Genomic DNA, 19,177 nt, shown 5'->3' on the forward strand with positions numbered 1-19,177 from the left:
GGTGGAAACCGATCCACGCAAAGCCGCTGTAGCGGCAGCATTGGCCCGCGTAAAAGCTAAGAAGGCTCAACAAGCGCAAGCAACCGCAAAAGTAGACACACCTACTGAAACTCCTGCTGATGCTGAGCTGGAAATCGATCCGCGTAAAGCTGCTGTGGCTGCTGCTATTGCTCGCGTAAAAGCTAAAAAATCCCAGCAAACGCAAGCAACCGCAAAAGTAGACACACCCGCTGAATCTCCGGCTGAGGTGGAAACCGATCCACGTAAAGCTGCTGTGGCTGCTGCTATTGCTCGGGTAAAAGCTAAAAAATCTCAACAAGCACAGGCAACTGCAAAAGTAGACACACCCGCTGAATCTCCGGCTGAGGTGGAAACCGATCCGCGCAAAGCTGCTGTGGCTGCTGCTATTGCTCGGGTAAAAGCTAAGAAAGCTCAACAAGCGCAAGCAACTGCAGAAATAGACACTCCTGCTGAGGCTCAGGCTGAAGTGGAAACCGATCCGCGCAAAGCCGCTGTGGCTGCAGCTATTGCTCGGGTAAAAGCTAAAAAAGAAGCACAGCAACGCCATGCTAAAGAAGAAGTGACATTGGATTAATACAAATGAAATTTAGACCAATACAAAATAACAATAGCAAATTGAAAATCGCCAGCTCTCCATTTACTCATAATCAACAATCCACCAGTCAAGTGATGTTGTGGGTAATATTGGCCGCTATTCCAGGTATTCTATGCCAACTCTACTTCTTTGGTTTAGGGACGCTATATCAAATTATCTTGGCAATCATTGTCGCGCTATTGGCGGAGACTATTTGTGTCAAACTCAGAAAAGAAGATCCACTTCTATACCTAAAAGATAATTCCGCCTTACTAACAGGTATCTTACTAGCAATTAGTATTCCTCCTTTAGCGCCTTGGTGGATAATTGTTTTAGGGACATTTTTTGCGGTTGTTATTGCCAAACATATTTATGGTGGATTAGGTCAAAACCCATTTAATCCCGCGATGGTCGGTTATGTGGTGCTATTGATCTCCTTTCCTGTACAAATGACATCATGGATGCCCCCCATTGAATTACAAGCAGTGTCTTATAACTTTATAGATAGCTTAAGTATTTTCTTTACCGGACATACACCATCAGGACTCACCCTTGAAGATTTAAGACGCTCTGTAGATGGCATTACCCAAGCCACACCACTTGATAGTTTTAAAACTGGATTATTAACCCACTCTATTGATGAAGTATTAGCAACGCCAATCTTACAAGGTGGATTTGCGGGAATGGGTTGGCAATGGGTGAATGTTGCCTATCTGGTTGGGGGCGTTATCTTGTTATATAAACGAATTATTAGCTGGCAAATTCCTGTTGCCATGTTAACGCTGCTTGGCGTTTGTTCGCTGATCAGTTGGGGGATCGATGCTACTCGTTACTCTCAGCCACTATTACAGCTTTTCTCAGGTGCGACGATGTTAGGGGCTTTCTTTATTGCCACCGATCCTGTTAGCGCCTCCACCACACCAAAAGGGCGATTAATCTATGGTGCAATCATTGGCCTATTAGTGTGGATTATTCGTGTCTATGGTGGCTATCCTGATGCCGTGGCCTTCTCAGTCCTATTAGCTAATATTGCTGTACCGCTTATTGATAGTTATACCCGTCCTCGGGTTTATGGACATTAATGGAGATAATGATGATCGAGATACTAAAACGTCATGGGTTAACATTAGCTATCTTTGCGGCCTGTACCACAGGGTTAACGGCTGTCGTCTATCACTTGACGGCGAATACTATCGCAGAGCAAGCGGCTTTAGAAAAACAGAAATTATTAGACCAAGTGATCCCAACCTCTCTCTACAATAACCATCTTGCGCAAGATTGTTATATTTTGACAGATAAAGCATTAGGTAATGAAAAACCACATAAACTTTATGTTGCTCGTTTTAATGGTAAACCTGTCGCCGCCGCATTAGAATCAACGGCACCTGACGGTTATTCAGGGGCGATTGAATTATTAGTTGGTGCTGATTTTAGTGGCAAAGTACTCGGTGTTCGCGTGACAACACATAATGAAACACCGGGGCTAGGTGATAAAATAGAAACGCGTATTTCAGATTGGATTTACTCATTAAGTAACAAGTTTATTACCAGTGATCATGACTCACATTGGGCGGTAAAAAAAGATGGTGGTGATTTTGACCAATTCACCGGAGCAACTATCACACCAAGAGCCGTCGTTAATGCATCAAAACGCACTGCATGGTTAATACAATCTTTACCTGAAAAATTAGATACCCTTTCAGCTTGTGAGGCGAATTAAAATGAGTATGATCAAAGAACTGTTTTCACAAGGATTATGGAAGAATAACTCTGCTTTAGTTCAATTATTAGGGCTGTGCCCATTACTGGCAGTGTCTTCTACCGCGACCAATGCTCTAGGCTTAGGTCTAGCCACAACATTAGTATTAGTTTGTACCAATGTGGCAGTGTCTAGTTTACGTCGTTGGGTTCCCTCTGAAATTCGTATTCCAATTTATGTTATGATTATCGCATCCGTTGTTAGTGCGGTACAATTGCTTATCAATGCCTATGCTTATGGTTTATACCAATCGTTAGGAATATTTATTCCTCTTATTGTCACTAACTGTATTGTGATTGGTCGTGCAGAGGCGTTTGCAGCTAAAAATGAAGTTTTCCCTTCAGCAATTGATGGCTTTGCTATGGGATTAGGTGCAACAGCGGCACTTTTTGTTTTAGGGGCAATGCGTGAAATATTAGGTAATGGCACTTTATTTGATGGTGCTGATTTATTATTAGGTGAATGGGCGCAAGTATTAAGGGTTGAGATAGTACATTTAGACTCACCTTTCTTACTGGCTATTTTACCACCCGGTGCCTTTATTGGTTTAGGTTTTATGCTGGCCATAAAATACCTGATTGATGAAAAACAGAAAAAACGCGTTCCATCCACGACCAAAACCTATGAAAAAGAACAAGGTTGTGGCAGTCATATTGTTAAAAACTAATTTGTGAGCATAATGAATCAAGCTAAACGTATAGAAATTTTAACTAGGTTGCGGGATAACAATCCGCATCCTACTACTGAGTTAAGATTTAACTCCCCGTTTGAATTATTGATCTCCGTGTTACTCTCTGCACAAGCCACCGATGTTAGTGTTAATAAGGCAACAGCAAAACTTTACCCTGTTGCCAATACACCTCAAGCAATGCTGGAATTAGGTGTTGAGGGGATCAAATCCTATATTAAGACCATTGGCCTATTTAATACAAAAGCTGAGAATGTGATTAAAACCTGCCAAATATTGGTAGATAAACATCATGGCCAAGTTCCTGAAAATAGAGAAGCTTTAGAGGCATTACCCGGTGTCGGTCGTAAAACAGCGAATGTCGTACTTAACACCGCTTTTGGTTGGCCGACCATTGCTGTTGATACACATATCTTTCGCGTGTGTAATCGCACTAAATTTGCACCGGGAAAAAATGTTAATGAAGTGGAACAAAAACTGCTAAAAGTGGTACCGGCAGAATTTAAAGTCGATTGCCACCATTGGCTTATCCTGCATGGTCGTTATACCTGTATTGCCAGAAAACCACGGTGTGGCTCTTGTATTATTGAAGATCTCTGTGAGTATACCGAAAAAACAGATCCACAATAACATTGTGCAAATTTCTCTGTTTTTCTGATGCATATTACTTGCGTCATTACACACAATCGAATAAAACTATTGCCCACTTTTATTATTAAAATTGCCGACTTTCCGGAAAAATATGTTTCAAGACAATCCGCTGCTTGCTCAGCTAAAACAGCAACTCCATGCCCAAACACCGCGCGTGGAAGGCCTTGTAAAAGGGACAGATAAAGGCTTTGGCTTCCTTGAAGTTGATGGTCAGAAAAGCTATTTTATCCCTCCTCCTCAAATGAAAAAAGTGATGCACGGTGATCGCATTATTGCTGCCGTACATACTAATAATGATAAAGAGTCCGCTGAGCCTGAAGAGCTGGTAGAACCCTTTTTGACTCGCTTTGTCGGCCGTGTTCAGAAAAAAGAAGGTGATAATCGTCTATGGATTATTCCTGATCACCCTCTACTCAAAGATGCCATTCCTTGTCGTCCTGTAAAAAGCTTAACGCATCCATTTGCCGATCAAGATTGGGCAGTGGCGGAAATGCGCCGACATCCTCTTAAAGGTGATAAACATTTCCAAGCTGAATTAACTGATTTTATTACCGATAAAGATGACCATTTTGCACCTTGGTGGGTGACATTAATGCGTCATCAATTAGAGCGAAATGCACCTGAAGTAGACAGTGAAACATTAACCTTACATGATGATCTACCACGTGAAGATTTAACCGCGCTCTCCTTTGTGACCATCGATAGTGCTTCAACCGAAGATATGGACGATGCGTTATATATTCGTAAAGAAGAAAATGGTCAACTTTCACTGTATATCGCTATTGCCGATCCAACGGCTTATATTCAGCCTAATAGCAAATTAGATACCATTGCAGCACAACGTGCGCTAACAAACTATCTACCGGGCTTTAATATCCCGATGTTACCTCGTGAGCTATCAGATAATCTCTGCTCATTGCGCCCTAATGAAAAACGCCCTGCGTTAGTCTGCCAAGTGGGTATCATGGAGGATGGTGCATTAACCGATGAGATCCACTTCTACTCAGCATGGGTAGAATCAAAAGCAAAACTGGTTTATGACAATATTTCTGATTGGCTAGAAGGTGAAGAAACACAGTGGGCACCTGAAAATGAGATTGTTCATGAACAAGTCATGCTATTAAAAGAGATGAGCGAGAAACGTCATGTATGGCGTGAACAACATGCTCTCGTCTTTAAAGAGCGTCCTGACTATCGCTTTATTCTTGATGACAGTGGCAACGTATTAGATATCGTGGCGGAAAAACGTCGTACTGCCAACCGTATCGTGGAAGAAGCGATGATCACCGCCAATATTTGTGCGGCAAAGGTACTTAGTCGCAATCTCGGTTTTGGTATTTATAACGTTCATACTGGTTTTGATCCGCTCTATATTGATCAAGTCTCACAAACCTTAAAAGAGCACGGTATTGAAACCAACGCAGATGAGTTATTAACCCTTGAAGGTTTCTGTCGCTTACGTCGTGAACTGGATAATCAGCCAAACCAATTCCTTGATAGCCGTATTCGTCGTTTCCAAAACTTCGCTGAAATAAAAACAGAGCCAGGCCCTCATTTTGGTTTAGGCCTTGAAGCTTATGCGACATGGACATCACCGATCCGTAAATACAGTGATATTTTAAATCACCGTTTATTAAAAGCGATTATCAGCAAAAGTGCGGCAGAAAAACCGCAAGATGAAGATTGTGTTCGTATTGCCGAACGTCGTCGTGCTAACCGTATGGCCGAGCGCGATGTCGGTGATTGGTTATATGCGCGCTTCTTAAAACCTTTTGCTGGCACTGAGAGTACCTTTAATGCCGAAATTATTGATATTACTCGTGGTGGTATTCGGGTACGTTTAGTTGAAAATGGGGCTATTGCCTTTATTCCTGCACCATTTTTACATGCGGTACGTGACGAAATTCAATGTAGTCAAGAAACTGGCTCTGTCATTATTAAAGGCGAAACAGCCTATAAGCTCAATGACATTATTCCGGTACGTATTGAAGATGTGAAACTAGAAACGCGTAATATTGTTGCTCGCCCGATTTAACAGCTATTTAGCGTAATAGATATTATCAAGCTGATAACCTACTCAGGTTATCAGTTTTTTTATTCCATTTTGCGACTCTACAGATATATAAAGTGACACTGTCACTATTGATGCTAGTTTGCTAATAATAAAAATGCGCCGACCTTCAACAAGATAAGCGCACTATATGTAGAATACTAGGCTTCAATCAATGATTGGGGTTGTGATAAAAAACGACCTCAGCCTCCGGCCAATTTCACTTTCATCCCTTTCGCTTCTAATAAAGATTTAATTAAATCCCGTTTATCACCTTGGATTTCAATTAATCCCTCTTTAACACTGCCACCACAACCACATTTCTTTTTTAATTCAGCCGCTAATTTAGCCAGAGCTACATCATCCAAATCAATACCGGAGATAACACAAACACCCTTACCTTTACGGCCACTGGTTTGACGTTGGATACGCACAATACCATCACCAGCGGGGCGTGTAGGTTTCTGCTCTTCTTCTTTAATCCGACCAATATCAGTGGAATAAACCAGCCGAGAATTATTATCCATGTTGCACAACACCTTGTATAGAACGATTAATTTGCTGTAAAGTTTCCAGAGGATTTTCACTGCGTGTAATAGGTCTGCCGATCACCATATAATCCACCCCAGCCACTATCGCTTGCTCTGGCGTCATAACTCGACGCTGATCACCCACTTCGCTCCCCGCGGGTCGAATTCCGGGAGTGACCAATAAAAAGTCATCACCACACACTTGTTTAAAACGAGTGGCTTCATGGGCCGAACATACCACACCATCAAGACCACAGGCTTTAGCCAGTAATGCTAAGCGTTCGGCTTGTTCTGCTGGAGTTAGGTTAATGCCCAATTCAGTGAGATCGGATTGATCCATACTGGTCAACACAGTGACAGCGGTTAATAGCGGTGCCTCTTTGCCAAATGATCTTAAGCTCTCCTTTGCCGCACGCATCATACGACTACCACCACTCGCATGCACATTTACCATCCATACCCCTAAATCGGCAGCCGCGGCAACTGCTCTCGCCACCGTATTGGGTATATCATGAAATTTTAAATCTAAGAAAATATCAAACCCTTGCTGTTGCAATTGCGTTACAAATTGCGGTCCAAAGCGAGTAAACATCTCTTTACCAATTTTAAGGCGACAAGATGAAGGGTCGATACGTTGTGCAAAATCGAGTGCACTTTTTTGGTCTTCATAGTCTAGTGCCACAATAACGGGCGCGCAGGTAGAACTGGGCGATTTTTTATCACAATCAAATGACATTTTAAGGCCTTTATTTATCAAGAGACTATTAAAAGTGACATCGTCACTGACCATCTAAGCCACGTATCGGCTTAACGGTATCCCAAGAGCGACAGGATGGACAATGCCAATATAATGCATGGGAGGTAAAACCACATTTATGGCAACGGTAATCAGGTTTTGTGCGGATCTGCTCACCGACCATATAACGTAATAAGATCAGACTCTCTTTTGCGCGTCCTTCTTCTGCTTCAGCTAAATGATAGCGCATTAAACGATAGAAAAGTCGCATGGTAGGATGACGTTCTAGTTGGCGATTAATATATAACTGTGCGGCTTCAATGCCCTCTTTCTCTTCAATAATATCGGCAAGATAAAGCTCTGCAATGGCACCACAATTACTCTCGACACATTGACGTAAATAGGATCCCCAACGTGCGGGATCACCTTGAGATTGGAAGCATTCAAAAAGCATTGGCAAAGTTTCACTGACCATCTCTTTATCTTGCTCAATTACTTTCATTAATACATCAATGGCTTTATTTTTTTCATCGCGCGCGATATAGATACGACCATACATAATGGAAACACGGGCACAAAGTGGATCCATTTGCCCGGCTTTTTGTAGAAAACTTAGCGCATTATCAAGATTATCACTGCTCATTTCTTGCAATGCGAGTTCACAATAGAAATGAGCAATTTGCTCTTTAAGTTCATGTTGACCCAGTTTTACCAATTTCTCTGCGGTTTCTATCGCCTTACCCCAGTCACTGGTAAGTTGATAAATGGCTAGGAGGGATTGTAATGCACTTTGACGAAAATCCTGCTCATCAATCAGCTGTAAAAACATATGTTCAGCGCGATCATAAACCCCTGCTGCGACATAATCACGGCCAAGTTGCTGAATAGCGAGAAGACGTTGTTCAAAAGAGAGTGCTGCGCTCTCCATTAACGATTGGTGAATGCGAATAGCACGTTCAACTTCACCACGAGAGCGAAATAGATTACCTAAAGTAAGATGTGCTTCAAAGGCTGAGCTATCCTCTTTAAGCATTTCAAGGAACAGATCAACCGCTTTGTCTTGTTGATCAGAAAGTAAAAAGTTAACCCCTGCCACATATTCACGTGACAGGCGATCGGCATTTTGCTGTTTATCCTGTTGCGCACCACGACGCCCCATATACCAGCCATAAGCCGCAGCGACCGGTAATAACAGAAACAGCAACTCAAGCATCTATTCTCGTCCTTATTTTACAGTAGAAACGGCTGTAGAACGATTTTCTTGGCTTTCTTGTTTGGTTTGTTCACTTTCAAGGCGCTTAATTTTACGCTTTGCTCTTACTAATGATAAACGTACTCGCAAGTAAAAAACGCCACTGACGATCCAGCCCAGTACAAAACCAACACCAAACAGCGTGGCTAATAAAGTAGAGATACGATATTCACCTTGAGCAATAAGATAATTGAAGGTGATCACCTGATCATTATTTGAACCTAACGTCATGGCTATTACGACAATAGCTAGCACCAGAACAACCAAAATAAAAAGTAGAACTTTCTTCACATTATTTCCTTTTTATTCTCTTTTCTTTGGATAAGGGATAAAGGTAGCATTTTCACCACTCACAAAGAAAGTCATTTCTTAGAATCATCTGATTTTCGTATATTTTTTCACATAAATAGTGAAAAATAAATTCGCTATCTCAAAAAGAAAAACGATTATCAAGGTTTTAACAACAATCGTCGTTCAATCATCCAAAATGCACACCACACCAACACAGCACTAATCAGAATACCGATAATCACATCAGATGCCCAGTGCATACCTAATATTATTCGTCCGACAGTCACATCAATACCCCATAATATCCCTAAGCTGGCTAAAAAATAATGACGTCGTAACATACACAGCACAAACACAAATAAAGCCAGTGTTGCAGAGAATAAGCTGTGTCCAGAAGGAAAGGCATAACCGGTTTCTGCTCGCCAATGGCTTAATTGCCATTGAGGGATCAGCGACGAATGAGATAATCCATTATGCAACAGTTGCTCACGCTCAGGGCGAGACACTTGGTAAAAATGTTCTGGTGATATTGATAGTTGGTTACTGACCCAAACCACATAAGGTCGTGGCTCTTTAACGCTATTTTTTACAACCACTTTGATCAACTGCCCCAACATCAAAGTCGCGACCATAATAATTGCCAACTGAATAAATGCTTTTTTAGGTAGTTTAAGAATAAAAAAGAGCAAAACAAGGCAAAGTAATATAGTTAAAGCTCCCCAAGGTTTAGCCGCACTATTGGCTATCCATAAAGTGCTTTCGCCTCCCAGAGGATGTGCTGATGGTTGCCATTGCCATCCCAGAATAAGCACCACAATAGGTACAATCAAAAGCAATCCACTTCCTAAAAGCATCAATACTGATATTTGCTTATTCAATCTATTTGTCCTTATCTATTCTGTATGCACTGTTTTTATTTACTGATGATTAACTGATATAAATGATTAGTATAAACAATACCAGTTTAGCAATAAATAATTATGCAAGTAGGCTTAAAATCTGATAATTTGTTTAGGTGTGATTTATTAAGTGTGTGTGATCAAATTCCCTGCCGATTTAGACAAGGAACCATTTCAGTGTTTTATTTCTCTTTGTCCTCGTTATAAAGTGTATAATCTTGAACGAGAGTATCACCTGAAATTATGAGTCAAAAATAATGAAATTAAGACGTATCGCAGAAGCAAAACTCCCTACTCCTTTTGGTGAGTTTTTAATGGTGGGTTTTGAAGAAATTGCCACAGGAAAAGATCATGTTGCCCTCGTTTTTGGTGACATTTCTGGCACAAAACCCGTTTTATCCCGTATTCATTCTGAATGTTTAACTGGCGATGCACTATTTAGCCTGCGTTGTGATTGTGGTTTTCAGCTAGAAGCTGCCCTTTCACAAATTAGCAAAGAAGGCCGTGGTGTATTACTTTATCATCGCCAAGAAGGTCGCAATATTGGTTTACTTAATAAAATCCGCGCTTATGCATTACAAGACCAAGGATTAGATACTGTCGAAGCTAATCTAAAGTTAGGATTTAAAGCCGATGAGCGCGACTTCACCCTTTGCGCTGATATGTATAATCTATTAGGCATACATGAAGTACGATTATTAACCAATAATCCAAAGAAAATCGAAATAATGAAAGAAGCTGGGATCAACGTGGTAGAGCGTGTTCCATTAATCGTAGGACGTAATCCAAGTAATGCTCATTATCTTGATACTAAAGCGGATAAAATGGGACATATGTTATTTAAAAAAGCGCAATAACATAAATATCGGATAGATTATCAGCGTTATTATTCAATCCGGGTGATTTAGCCCGGATTTTATTTTCCTGCACTTACCCCCATCAAGCTACTGACTATTTTCAAGATGATTTTTTTATCCTTTAATTATTAAATTATATCATGTGAAATTTTATCATATGGCAAGCTGTTGACTCTTTAACTGGCTTTAAGCTATTTATAACTAAATAATTTTTAATAGGAATAGCATAATGCCATTACATTTTTCTGGTAGGATTTTTGCGTCTCTTTTATTAGCTGGGACACTATTAACAGGTTGCGATAACAATGATAACAACCGTTATGCAATTAAAGTGGGGGTGATTAATGGTGCAGAGCAAGATGTGGCAGAAGTCGCTAAAAAAGTGGCTAAAGAAAAATATGGTTTAGAGGTTGAGCTGGTGGGTTTTAGTGGCTCATTGTTACCTAACGATCCCACTGCAAACAAAGAATTAGATGCCAATGTGTTCCAACATCGCCCTTTCCTTGAGCAAGATAATCGTTCTCGTGGTTATAACCTCGTCGCGGTAGGCAATACCTTTGTTTTTCCTATGGCGGGTTATTCAACCAAAATTAAACATCCTCAAGAATTAAAACCCGGTGATACAATAGCACTGCCCAATGATCCAACCAACTTGGGGCGCGCATTATTATTGCTACAAAAAGAGAAACTGATCACCTTAAACCCTGACAGTGGCCTATTACCCACAACACTCGATATTATTGATAATCCACTTAAATTAAATATTATGCAATTAGAAGGTGCGCAACTACCTCGAGTATTAAACGATCCCCAAGTAACGGTTGCGATAATTAGCACAACTTATATCCAACAAATTAATTTATCACCAACCAAAGACAGTATTTTTATTGAAGATAAAAGTTCACCTTATACTAATATTATTGTTACAAGAGAAGATAATAAAGAAGCAGAGAATGTACGCGATTTTATTAAAGCCTACCAGTCACCCGAAGTGGCAACAGCCGCTGAGACTATTTTTAAAGGTGGTGCTATTCAAGGGTGGTAAACACGACTTATAATTTATCAGGTCACTTATAATAAGTGACCTATTTATTAATAGTTATGACCCAAAATAAAACTTTAATTTATTATTTTCATCTGCTTTAATTGATACTTGAAGATCATTACCATATTGATCATATATAATACAATTCATTTCTTCATCTTTCCTACTGGATGTAAATGCTTTTCCATATTCTATACTATAGCTCCAGAAACATACTCCATCCTCATCATTTGCTGATGTGACCGGAATTAAAGTATCTGGTTTAAAATGGAATTCCTTAGTGTAATAATGAGGCTTTAATGGAATTTTTTTAATATATTTATCAGTCGATGTGCTAATAATCTGATAATGACCTTTTTGAAAATAATGAAAAGATTTATTTTCTTCATACTCTACACTCTTAGTTATCGTTCTATTATTACCGTTAAACCTTAGATAATATTTCGTCAAGACATCACCTGATGTTTCTACATTTTTTTCTATTCTAGGATTTACCAGCGGTTCTATGTCTACATCTGCTTCTGTAAATATTTTTTTTGGTGCAACGTCCAGAATGATAAAATTTAAATAATCACTGTAATTATTTTTAAAGGCTGTAGTATACTCTTTTCCTTTAATGTGAGTCTGTGCACAAATCCTAAAGGTATCTATCACTTTATTAACAGAAAGATAAATAACACAAGTAGATGCATCAGGGGAGTTCAATGTTGCTTCTTTACTGCTTGGAAATACAAATCCATTTTCTTTATTAGATAAAGAAATATTATTGCGGTCAATAGGAAGATTTTTTTCATTTACAATATGTGTATTTCTATAAATATCTTCTTTGGCTATTTTTATGATACGACCATTTTTATCTAAAGCCTCTATATAAATAGTAATAGGTACCTGATGTCTACCATTAACATATGCAGTCGCTGTACTGTTATATCTATTAATATAAATATAAAATGCTCTTAGTTCATCAATATCATCCCAAGAGCCAAATTGGTTCTTAATAACCTCACCTTTCGATACAATTGTATTTCCCTCAACAGTCGCATAACCAGTCACCCAACCATTTTTTTCAACTATTGCATCACCACGAACAATAGCATATTCTGATACTTTAGCATTATCTTTAATAACAGCATTATCATATATTACAGCATCGTCAGATATTCTCGCATTATCTTTAATAACTGCATTATCATATATTACAACATCATCAGATATTGTCACATTATCTTCCACTAGCACATTACCATAAATCTCTGCATTGTCTTTTACTTTACTATTTCCCTTAACTATTGCATTACCGTAGATCTTCACATTATTTCTTATAATTGCATTATCTGTGACTTTAGCATTACCAAATACCATTACATTATCAAAAATAAAACAATTATCATCTCTGCTTAAATTACTTTCATTTTCTATCCATCCTCCTGGACTATCTGTATACACTCTTCTAATTCTATATAAAGTAACACCATTATATTCTTTTGTTTCACTCGTTATTTTATATTTCTTCATAAACACCTCCATAATAACACCCTGTTAATATTGTTATATTAACTTGATACTCATTAAAAATACGTTTAGCATTTAATGGTTAGTTTATAGTATTAGATGAAATCATTTGTCGATATTATGAAATATAAAAACATTCTATTATAAAAAAGAAAGCGAAGAATTAATTCATCATTCTTCGCCAACTAATTAATACTTACTAAATTATTTTACAACATATTACGAATAACATAATGCAAGATCCCGCCATGTTCAAAATAAGCCAGCTCAGTTTGCGTATCAATACGACAACGAGCCATAATAGTTTCTTGGCGACCATCTGCAAAAGTAATATTGACAGCGACATCTTGACCCGGTGTTAGCGAATTAAGCCCCGTTATCTCAATTTTTTCATCACCTTTGAGCCCTAAAGTCTGGCGTGATACACCGTTAGGAAATTCTAAAGGTAATACTCCCATACCAATCAAATTAGAACGGTGAATACGTTCAAACGATCCGGCTATCACCACTCGCACACCTAATAATCGTGTACCTTTGGCGGCCCAGTCACGGCTAGAGCCTGATCCATATTCATTACCGGCAATAATGGCTAAAGGCGTATTTTCTTGCTGATAACGCATCGCCGCATCATAAATGGCTAACGTTTCTCCCGTTGGAATATGTTTTGTAAAGCCCCCTTCAATCCCCGGCACCATTTCATTACGAATACGAATATTTGCAAAAGTTCCTCGCATCATGACTTCGTGATTACCACGTCTTGAACCGTAAGAGTTAAAGTCTTTTGGTTCAACACCATGCTCTCGAAGATAACGCCCAGCAGGGCTATCGGCTTTAATATTCCCAGCAGGTGAAATATGATCGGTGGTCACCGAGTCACCTAATATGGCTAAAATACTGGCTTGGTGAATATCTTTAATCGCCTCTGGTGTTTTTGTCATACCTTCAAAAAAAGGAGGATGGCGAATATAGGTAGAATCAGGTTGCCAAGCATATACAGGGGTATCTTGTATTTTTAGTGATTGCCAAGTTTCATCACCATCAAATACCGCAGAATACTCTTTATGGAACATCTGCGTTTTTACTTTTTCCACCGCATCGGCAATGGCTTTACTGTCAGGCCAAATATCTTTTAAATAGACTGGATTGCCCTGCTTATCTTCACCTAATGGCTCTTTGGTCAAATCAATATTCATATTACCAGATAGCGCATAAGCCACGACTAAAGGAGGAGAAGCAAGCCAGTTGGTTTTCACTAAAGGATGGATACGACCTTCAAAGTTACGATTACCTGATAATACAGCGGCTATAGTTAAATCATTATCTTTAATCGCCTCTTCAATCGGGGCTAATAAAGGCCCTGAGTTACCAATACATGTGGTACAACCATAACCAACCAAATTAAAACCAAGTTTATCTAAATAAGGTGTTAATCCCGCCAGTGCTAAGTAGTCAGTCACCACTTTAGAGCCGGGGGCTAGTGACGATTTGACCCATGGCTTACGCTGTAGGCCTTTTTCTACCGCATTTTTAGCCAGTAGACCTGCGGCCATTAAGACATTAGGGTTAGAGGTATTGGTACATGAGGTGATCGCTGCAATCACTACCGCACCATCCGTTAAGGTAAAAGGAGGCTGATTATCAATAGTGACCTGAGGATATTGAGCAAGAGGTTTTTTATTTGTTTCAAGCTCTACAGCAGCTTTAAATGCTTTTGGTACATTCAGCAAGTTAACTCTATCTTGTGGTCGTTTAGGGCCAGCAAGACTTGCTTCCACAGTGCCCATATCTAACGATAAGGTTGAGGTGAAAATAGGTTCATCACCGGCATGACGCCATAAGCCTTGCTCTTTACTATAGGCTTCAACTAATGCAATTTCTTGCTCTTCACGCCCGGTAAGACGTAAATAATCTAGTGTAATTTCGTCAATAGGAAAGAAGCCACAGGTTGCACCATATTCAGGTGACATATTGGCAATCGTCGCTCGGTCAGCAAGAGGCAAAGAAGCTAGTCCATCACCATAAAACTCAACAAATTTCCCTACCACACCATGTTGACGTAACATTTGCGTTACGGTTAATACTAGGTCAGTCGCTGTGATCCCCTCACGTAGTTTACCCGTTAATTTAAAACCTACCACATCAGGGATCAGCATTGAAATCGGTTGGCCTAACATCGCAGCTTCCGCCTCAATGCCACCAACGCCCCAACCCAACACGCCCAGACCATTGATCATAGTAGTATGTGAATCGGTTCCAACCAAAGTATCAGGGTAAGCAATATGTCGGCCATTTTGTTGTTCAGACCATATCGCTTTACCTAAATATTCTAAGTTAACCTGATGGCAAATGCCCGTTCCAGGAGGTACTACACGAAAACGTTCGAATGACTGTTGCCCCCAACGTAAAAAGAGATAACGCTCATAGTTACGCTGCATTTCAATTTCAACGTTTTTCTCAAAAGCATCATCACTGGCATATTTATCAACCATCACCGAATGGTCGATAACCAAGTCAACAGGAGAAAGTGGATTAACTTTTTCTACATTTCCCCCCAAAGATTTTACGGCTTCACGCATAGCGGCTAAATCAACAACGGCAGGTACACCCGTAAAATCTTGCATTAATACTCTTGCTGGGTGATAGGCAATTTCACGGGAGGCGTGGGCATTTTTTTGCCAATCCACCAATGCCTTAATATCATCTTCAACAACCGTATCATCATCAAGATAGCGGACTAAATTTTCTAGCAGAACCTTTAACGATTTAGGGAGACGAGTGATATCCCCTAATTGACGAGCAACTTCAGAAAGACGGTAATACTCATATTGATGAGTACCTACAGAGAGCGTAGAAAGACTCTCCTTTTTCAGACGTAACGACATAGCTCCTCTCCTTCTTATTTTTATGCTGACAGCAATCACAAACTATCAAAATAGGTAAGGTTATCTATTAACCATATCATAGAAAGAGAAATTTCGCTTACGGACCACACGATTTGTTAATATGATGTTATTGAGATTATATTACTAACAAAACTTAATCTCTTTCTTTTAACTTAATTAGGATTTAATGGGGGTATTATTGCAAATAAAGGATAATGTATATGAACAATCAACAAGCCGAACAACTAAAAAAGATTATGATGGCTGATAGTTATTTTGCACAACCTATTACGCCCCCTTTTCCACAGCCTTTAGCAATAAAATCATTACAACAGACACTTAATATCAAAGATACAGAAGGACTTGTTCAATTTATTATCGCTTCACCTAAACGTTTTAACGAATCAGAAAAAATGATCATGACACAGCTGAAAGATATACAAATTGCCTTAATCTCTATTATGTCGAATCATCTTTCAGTATTAAAAAAAGAAGATAGTGAAGCTTATTATCAACCAGAGCATTGGCTAGAAACCCTTAATCATTTGCCTTTGCTTAGCCGTAATAAAGTTGAAAGCAAACGACTTGATAAGCAAACATTTGATTTTTCAATTGCTCAAGCCTTTGTGCAACTGTTATTAGGTGCGGCCATTAATGCAGCGTCACCGTCATTAGCCGAGTTTATCGATTTTTTACGCAATCAGGGACAACAAATTGAACTAGGAATACGCCAATCCTTTGATAGCTATAAAACGATAACTATTGCAGGTGTGACGGAAATCCTTAATCATAATAATCAGCTTATTTTTGTACCTAAATTAAAAATAATGAGTCTACGTTTCTCACATCGAACAGCCAAAATGTTATTAGCCAGTTGTTCGGGGCGAAAATTTACGATTTCAGTAGAATACACAACAATCACCTCAATTTTTGATATTGGTGCACTTAATGATCCACTGATTAATCGACAATTTTATGCTTTTTTAAATAAGTTTCGTCAGTTGAATATTACTCAATCTGATTCATTTTTTAGTGGGGACTTTTTATTGCAATAGCATTAATGTTATAAGTTACATAATGATAAAAGGCGGGATAATATACCCGCCTTTGCGTATTAAACTAAAGGTAACTCGATATCTTTAAATAACTCTTCAATTTCTTCATTGGTGCGTAAAGCTGTCGCTTGTTCCACCAAATTACGTGTTAGATGTGGGGCAAAACGCCACATAAAGTCATACATATAACCGCGTAAAAAACCACTACGTCGAAATGCAATTTTTGTGGTGCTATAACTAAATTTATCACGCATATCAATAGCGACTAAGTCGCTATCAAGCATCGGATCAAATGCCATACTCGCAATCACACCAATACCTAAGTGTAGCCTGACATAAGTTTTTATTACATCCGCATCCGTTGCAGTAAAAACAATTTTAGGCTTTAAACCCACTTTACCAAAGGCTTCGTCAAGATCAGAACGCCCAGTAAAACCATGGGTATAAGTAACTATATCGTAAGTTGCAAGCTCTTGTAAGGTAACTTCACGCTTTTGCGCCAATGGGTGATCTTTAGTTACCACCACAATACGATTCCAACGATAACAAGGTAACATCACTAAATCGTTATACAGATGTAGTGATTCTGTCGCTATAGCAAAATCACTTTTACCACGGCAAACATCTTCTGCGATTTGTGTCGGTGAACCCTGATTCATATGTAATGACACTTCGGGATAACGTTCTATAAAACCTTTAATCACTGGGGGTAAAACATAACGCGCTTGTGTATGAGTGGTGGCAATAGAAAGCGAACCGCGATCAGGATAAGTGTGTTCCCCTGCAGCCGAGCGGATAGCTTCTGTTTTGGATAATATCTCACGAGATAATCTGACAATTTCTTCCCCCGCTGGCGTCACATGTGTTAAGTGCTTACCACTGCGAGAGAATATTTGTATACCCAACTCATCTTCTAGCATACGAATTTGTTTACTGATCCCCGGCTGAGAGGTATATAAACGCTCTGCTGTCGTTGAGACGTTTAAATCGTTATTCACCACTTCAACGATATAACGCAACTGTTGTAATTTCATAGAAGCACGATCCCTTTACAAAAGACTTATTATTCTGTTATTCCGCTCATATTCATATAACTAAAAAGAATAATAAATAAGCAATATATAACCACTATATCACTTATTTCATTTCGGTCTAACGTAATTAATAAGGTTATTTAGGTTTTATTATATCGAATAGTTATAAGCTATAAAAATCGGTAGAAATCTTGCTGTCTGTGGATGGTCTTGATTGTATTGTGATAATAACAATTTACTGATTCGATTTGCTGTTAAAACCACTGTACTATTGCCTAGTAAGCGTTGGAAAGTACAGTAAACGGTCAGGAGCTACGGAGTCATATTTAACGTAATGTACATACATAGAAGATGATCACCATCGAAGGTTAGCTCATATCAAATAAATCTATAAGATTGCATAGTTAAATTAATAGTTGAATTAGAATAGTAACCTATTGATTAATCAATATATCTAACAAAAGAAGCAAACGCCTTTTCATCACTATTCTCGATTATTTCATTAAAACTGATCATTCCAGTATAAATAGAAAAGGTTGGCTCTTTAATACTCCCATTAGGAAAAATAACTTTTTCATCTTTTGAGATAGTCGTGGTTAGTTTAGGTTCAACTTTATAATTAAAATAGATTTCTCCATCTGATTTATTGGATAACTTTCGTTCACCTTCCGTGCTTGATGGTGAATAATAGATGGATTGCTCATTCTTGCCTTCTACTATAATAGGGGCTAATGTGGTAAATAGTTCTATTTTTGAATGCTTATCATCGGTGATTGGAATAACTTCACTAATTCGCATATATCTTTTGTGAATGGTAGAAACTGGTGATAATTCTATTTTTACTAACTTCCAATTACACCATCCCCCTCCATCAATAGGCACGATATAGGTCGCGGTTTTATTATCCTCTGCTATTTTACGATCTACCTCTACTTTTTGTGTTAAAGAGGAGTAAGAGACTTCGGTATAATCAGAATTAAAATGAGAACGTTCACACTTATTAGATGTATAAGTACCTCGGACTTGCACTACCATTTCAGGGGAAATAGTTGAATAAACCGTGATTTTTTTGCCATCATTATTCATATTGACAGGAAATTTATTATCAAGATATATATTGATATACTCACCACATCCACTTAATAATAAATAAGGGATAAAAATAAGTGATTTAATCATTGTCATTAGCATAGTTAATCCCCATTCAACTCCGCTCACCTGCTTAAAATCGCAATCGCATATCCCTTCTTACACTTTAGACAGCAAAAAACCACTTACCCCCCAAACAGATTAATCAATCAATATATCGAACAAAAGAAGTAAACGCTTTTTCATCACTAT

Annotated in this window: 17 protein-coding genes and 1 pseudogene; 9 read left to right on the plus strand and 9 right to left on the minus strand. The window is 38.8% G+C overall.

All coding sequences use genetic code 11. The features are described from left to right. From AACV01_RS04240 to AACV01_RS04265, 6 genes and pseudogenes are all read left to right on the plus strand, one after another. A pseudogene (locus AACV01_RS04240) lies at positions 1-595 on the plus strand (electron transport complex subunit RsxC); the annotation flags it as partial. 5 nt (positions 596-600) lie between these two features. Further along, positions 601-1,677 (plus strand): electron transport complex subunit RsxD, encoded by a 1,077-nt coding sequence (gene rsxD / locus AACV01_RS04245; protein ID WP_004243022.1) that lies wholly within the window; start codon positions 601-603, stop codon positions 1,675-1,677. Between the two features lie 11 nt (positions 1,678-1,688). Then, positions 1,689-2,315, plus strand: a complete 627-nt coding sequence (gene rsxG, locus AACV01_RS04250; RefSeq protein WP_004251120.1) for an electron transport complex subunit RsxG — start codon at positions 1,689-1,691, stop codon at positions 2,313-2,315. Position 2,316: 1 nt separating this feature from the next. Beyond that, complete coding sequence (locus AACV01_RS04255; protein WP_004243024.1) at positions 2,317-3,021, plus strand: electron transport complex subunit E; 705 nt, start codon at positions 2,317-2,319, stop codon at positions 3,019-3,021. 12 nt (positions 3,022-3,033) lie between these two features. Further along, positions 3,034-3,672 (plus strand): endonuclease III, encoded by a 639-nt coding sequence (nth, locus tag AACV01_RS04260; protein WP_004243025.1) that lies wholly within the window; start codon positions 3,034-3,036, stop codon positions 3,670-3,672. 112 nt (positions 3,673-3,784) lie between these two features. After that, complete coding sequence (locus tag AACV01_RS04265; protein WP_017827692.1) at positions 3,785-5,728, plus strand: exoribonuclease II; 1,944 nt, start codon at positions 3,785-3,787, stop codon at positions 5,726-5,728. A 218-nt stretch (positions 5,729-5,946) separates the two neighbouring features. Here the strand turns inward: AACV01_RS04265 and yciH are convergent, their stop codons facing one another. The 5 genes from yciH to pgpB form a co-directional block, all read right to left on the minus strand. Further along, entirely contained in the window at positions 5,947-6,270 is a 324-nt protein-coding gene (yciH, locus tag AACV01_RS04270; protein WP_046334309.1) for a stress response translation initiation inhibitor YciH, read from the minus strand. Then, positions 6,263-7,009 carry an orotidine-5'-phosphate decarboxylase gene (pyrF, locus tag AACV01_RS04275; protein ID WP_004248107.1) on the minus strand — a complete coding sequence of 249 codons (747 nt, stop codon included), beginning with the start codon at positions 7,007-7,009 and terminating at the stop codon, positions 6,263-6,265. The genes yciH and pyrF overlap by 8 nt, the downstream gene beginning before the upstream one ends. A 43-nt stretch (positions 7,010-7,052) precedes the next feature. Beyond that, positions 7,053-8,222, minus strand: a complete 1,170-nt coding sequence (gene lapB / locus AACV01_RS04280; RefSeq protein ID WP_020945679.1) for a lipopolysaccharide assembly protein LapB — start codon at positions 8,220-8,222, stop codon at positions 7,053-7,055. A 12-nt stretch (positions 8,223-8,234) separates the two neighbouring features. Then, positions 8,235-8,552, minus strand: a complete 318-nt coding sequence (locus AACV01_RS04285) for a LapA family protein (protein ID WP_004243031.1) — start codon at positions 8,550-8,552, stop codon at positions 8,235-8,237. 158 nt (positions 8,553-8,710) lie between these two features. Then, the gene (pgpB, locus tag AACV01_RS04290; protein WP_161682480.1) at positions 8,711-9,430 is read right to left on the minus strand and encodes a phosphatidylglycerophosphatase B; all 720 of its coding nucleotides are present in this window, start codon (positions 9,428-9,430) and stop codon (positions 8,711-8,713) included. A gap of 278 nt (positions 9,431-9,708) precedes the next feature. Here pgpB and ribA point away from each other — a divergent pair, with 278 nt between their 5' ends. Both ribA and AACV01_RS04300 read left to right on the plus strand, forming a co-directional pair. After that, a complete protein-coding gene (gene ribA / locus AACV01_RS04295; RefSeq protein ID WP_004243033.1) occupies positions 9,709-10,308 on the plus strand; it encodes a GTP cyclohydrolase II in 600 nt (199 codons plus the stop codon). 229 nt (positions 10,309-10,537) lie between these two features. Continuing rightward, a complete protein-coding gene (locus AACV01_RS04300; protein WP_004243034.1) occupies positions 10,538-11,353 on the plus strand; it encodes a MetQ/NlpA family lipoprotein in 816 nt (271 codons plus the stop codon). Between the two features lie 54 nt (positions 11,354-11,407). On the opposite strand, the gene AACV01_RS04305 is transcribed toward AACV01_RS04300, so the two are convergent. Together AACV01_RS04305 and acnA are read right to left on the minus strand one after the other, a co-directional pair. Beyond that, entirely contained in the window at positions 11,408-12,868 is a 1,461-nt protein-coding gene (locus tag AACV01_RS04305) for a transferase (protein WP_060554676.1), read from the minus strand. 206 nt (positions 12,869-13,074) lie between these two features. Next, positions 13,075-15,747, minus strand: a complete 2,673-nt coding sequence (acnA, locus tag AACV01_RS04310; protein WP_161682482.1) for an aconitate hydratase AcnA — start codon at positions 15,745-15,747, stop codon at positions 13,075-13,077. 221 nt (positions 15,748-15,968) lie between these two features. Here acnA and AACV01_RS04315 point away from each other — a divergent pair, with 221 nt between their 5' ends. After that, positions 15,969-16,802, plus strand: a complete 834-nt coding sequence (locus tag AACV01_RS04315; RefSeq protein WP_237584991.1) for a hypothetical protein — start codon at positions 15,969-15,971, stop codon at positions 16,800-16,802. A gap of 59 nt (positions 16,803-16,861) precedes the next feature. On the opposite strand, the gene cysB is transcribed toward AACV01_RS04315, so the two are convergent. Further along, positions 16,862-17,836 carry an HTH-type transcriptional regulator CysB gene (gene cysB, locus AACV01_RS04320; protein ID WP_004243041.1) on the minus strand — a complete coding sequence of 325 codons (975 nt, stop codon included), beginning with the start codon at positions 17,834-17,836 and terminating at the stop codon, positions 16,862-16,864. A 441-nt stretch (positions 17,837-18,277) separates the two neighbouring features. After that, complete coding sequence (locus AACV01_RS04325; protein WP_161682484.1) at positions 18,278-19,027, minus strand: hypothetical protein; 750 nt, start codon at positions 19,025-19,027, stop codon at positions 18,278-18,280. Positions 19,028-19,177: the final 150 nt, after the last annotated feature.

Origin of the sequence: Proteus sp. G2609, from assembly GCF_963896135.1 — a bacterium.
GTDB lineage: Bacteria > Pseudomonadota > Gammaproteobacteria > Enterobacterales > Enterobacteriaceae > Proteus > Proteus mirabilis.

Bases quoted from the DNA above. Each gene is read 5' to 3' on its own strand.
- rsxD (WP_004243022.1), top strand. From the start codon at position 601: ATGAAATTTAGACCAATACAAAATAACAATAGCAAATTGAAAATCGCC.
- rsxG (WP_004251120.1), top strand. From the start codon at position 1,689: ATGATCGAGATACTAAAACGTCATGGGTTAACATTAGCTATCTTTGCG.
- AACV01_RS04255 (WP_004243024.1), top strand. From the start codon at position 2,317: ATGAGTATGATCAAAGAACTGTTTTCACAAGGATTATGGAAGAATAAC.
- nth (WP_004243025.1), top strand. From the start codon at position 3,034: ATGAATCAAGCTAAACGTATAGAAATTTTAACTAGGTTGCGGGATAAC.
- AACV01_RS04265 (WP_017827692.1), top strand. From the start codon at position 3,785: ATGTTTCAAGACAATCCGCTGCTTGCTCAGCTAAAACAGCAACTCCAT.
- yciH (WP_046334309.1), bottom strand. From the start codon at position 6,270: ATGGATAATAATTCTCGGCTGGTTTATTCCACTGATATTGGTCGGATT.
- pyrF (WP_004248107.1), bottom strand. From the start codon at position 7,009: ATGTCATTTGATTGTGATAAAAAATCGCCCAGTTCTACCTGCGCGCCC.
- lapB (WP_020945679.1), bottom strand. From the start codon at position 8,222: ATGCTTGAGTTGCTGTTTCTGTTATTACCGGTCGCTGCGGCTTATGGC.
- ribA (WP_004243033.1), top strand. From the start codon at position 9,709: ATGAAATTAAGACGTATCGCAGAAGCAAAACTCCCTACTCCTTTTGGT.
- AACV01_RS04300 (WP_004243034.1), top strand. From the start codon at position 10,538: ATGCCATTACATTTTTCTGGTAGGATTTTTGCGTCTCTTTTATTAGCT.
- AACV01_RS04305 (WP_060554676.1), bottom strand. From the start codon at position 12,868: ATGAAGAAATATAAAATAACGAGTGAAACAAAAGAATATAATGGTGTT.
- acnA (WP_161682482.1), bottom strand. From the start codon at position 15,747: ATGTCGTTACGTCTGAAAAAGGAGAGTCTTTCTACGCTCTCTGTAGGT.
- AACV01_RS04315 (WP_237584991.1), top strand. From the start codon at position 15,969: ATGAACAATCAACAAGCCGAACAACTAAAAAAGATTATGATGGCTGAT.
- cysB (WP_004243041.1), bottom strand. From the start codon at position 17,836: ATGAAATTACAACAGTTGCGTTATATCGTTGAAGTGGTGAATAACGAT.
- AACV01_RS04325 (WP_161682484.1), bottom strand. From the start codon at position 19,027: ATGCTAATGACAATGATTAAATCACTTATTTTTATCCCTTATTTATTA.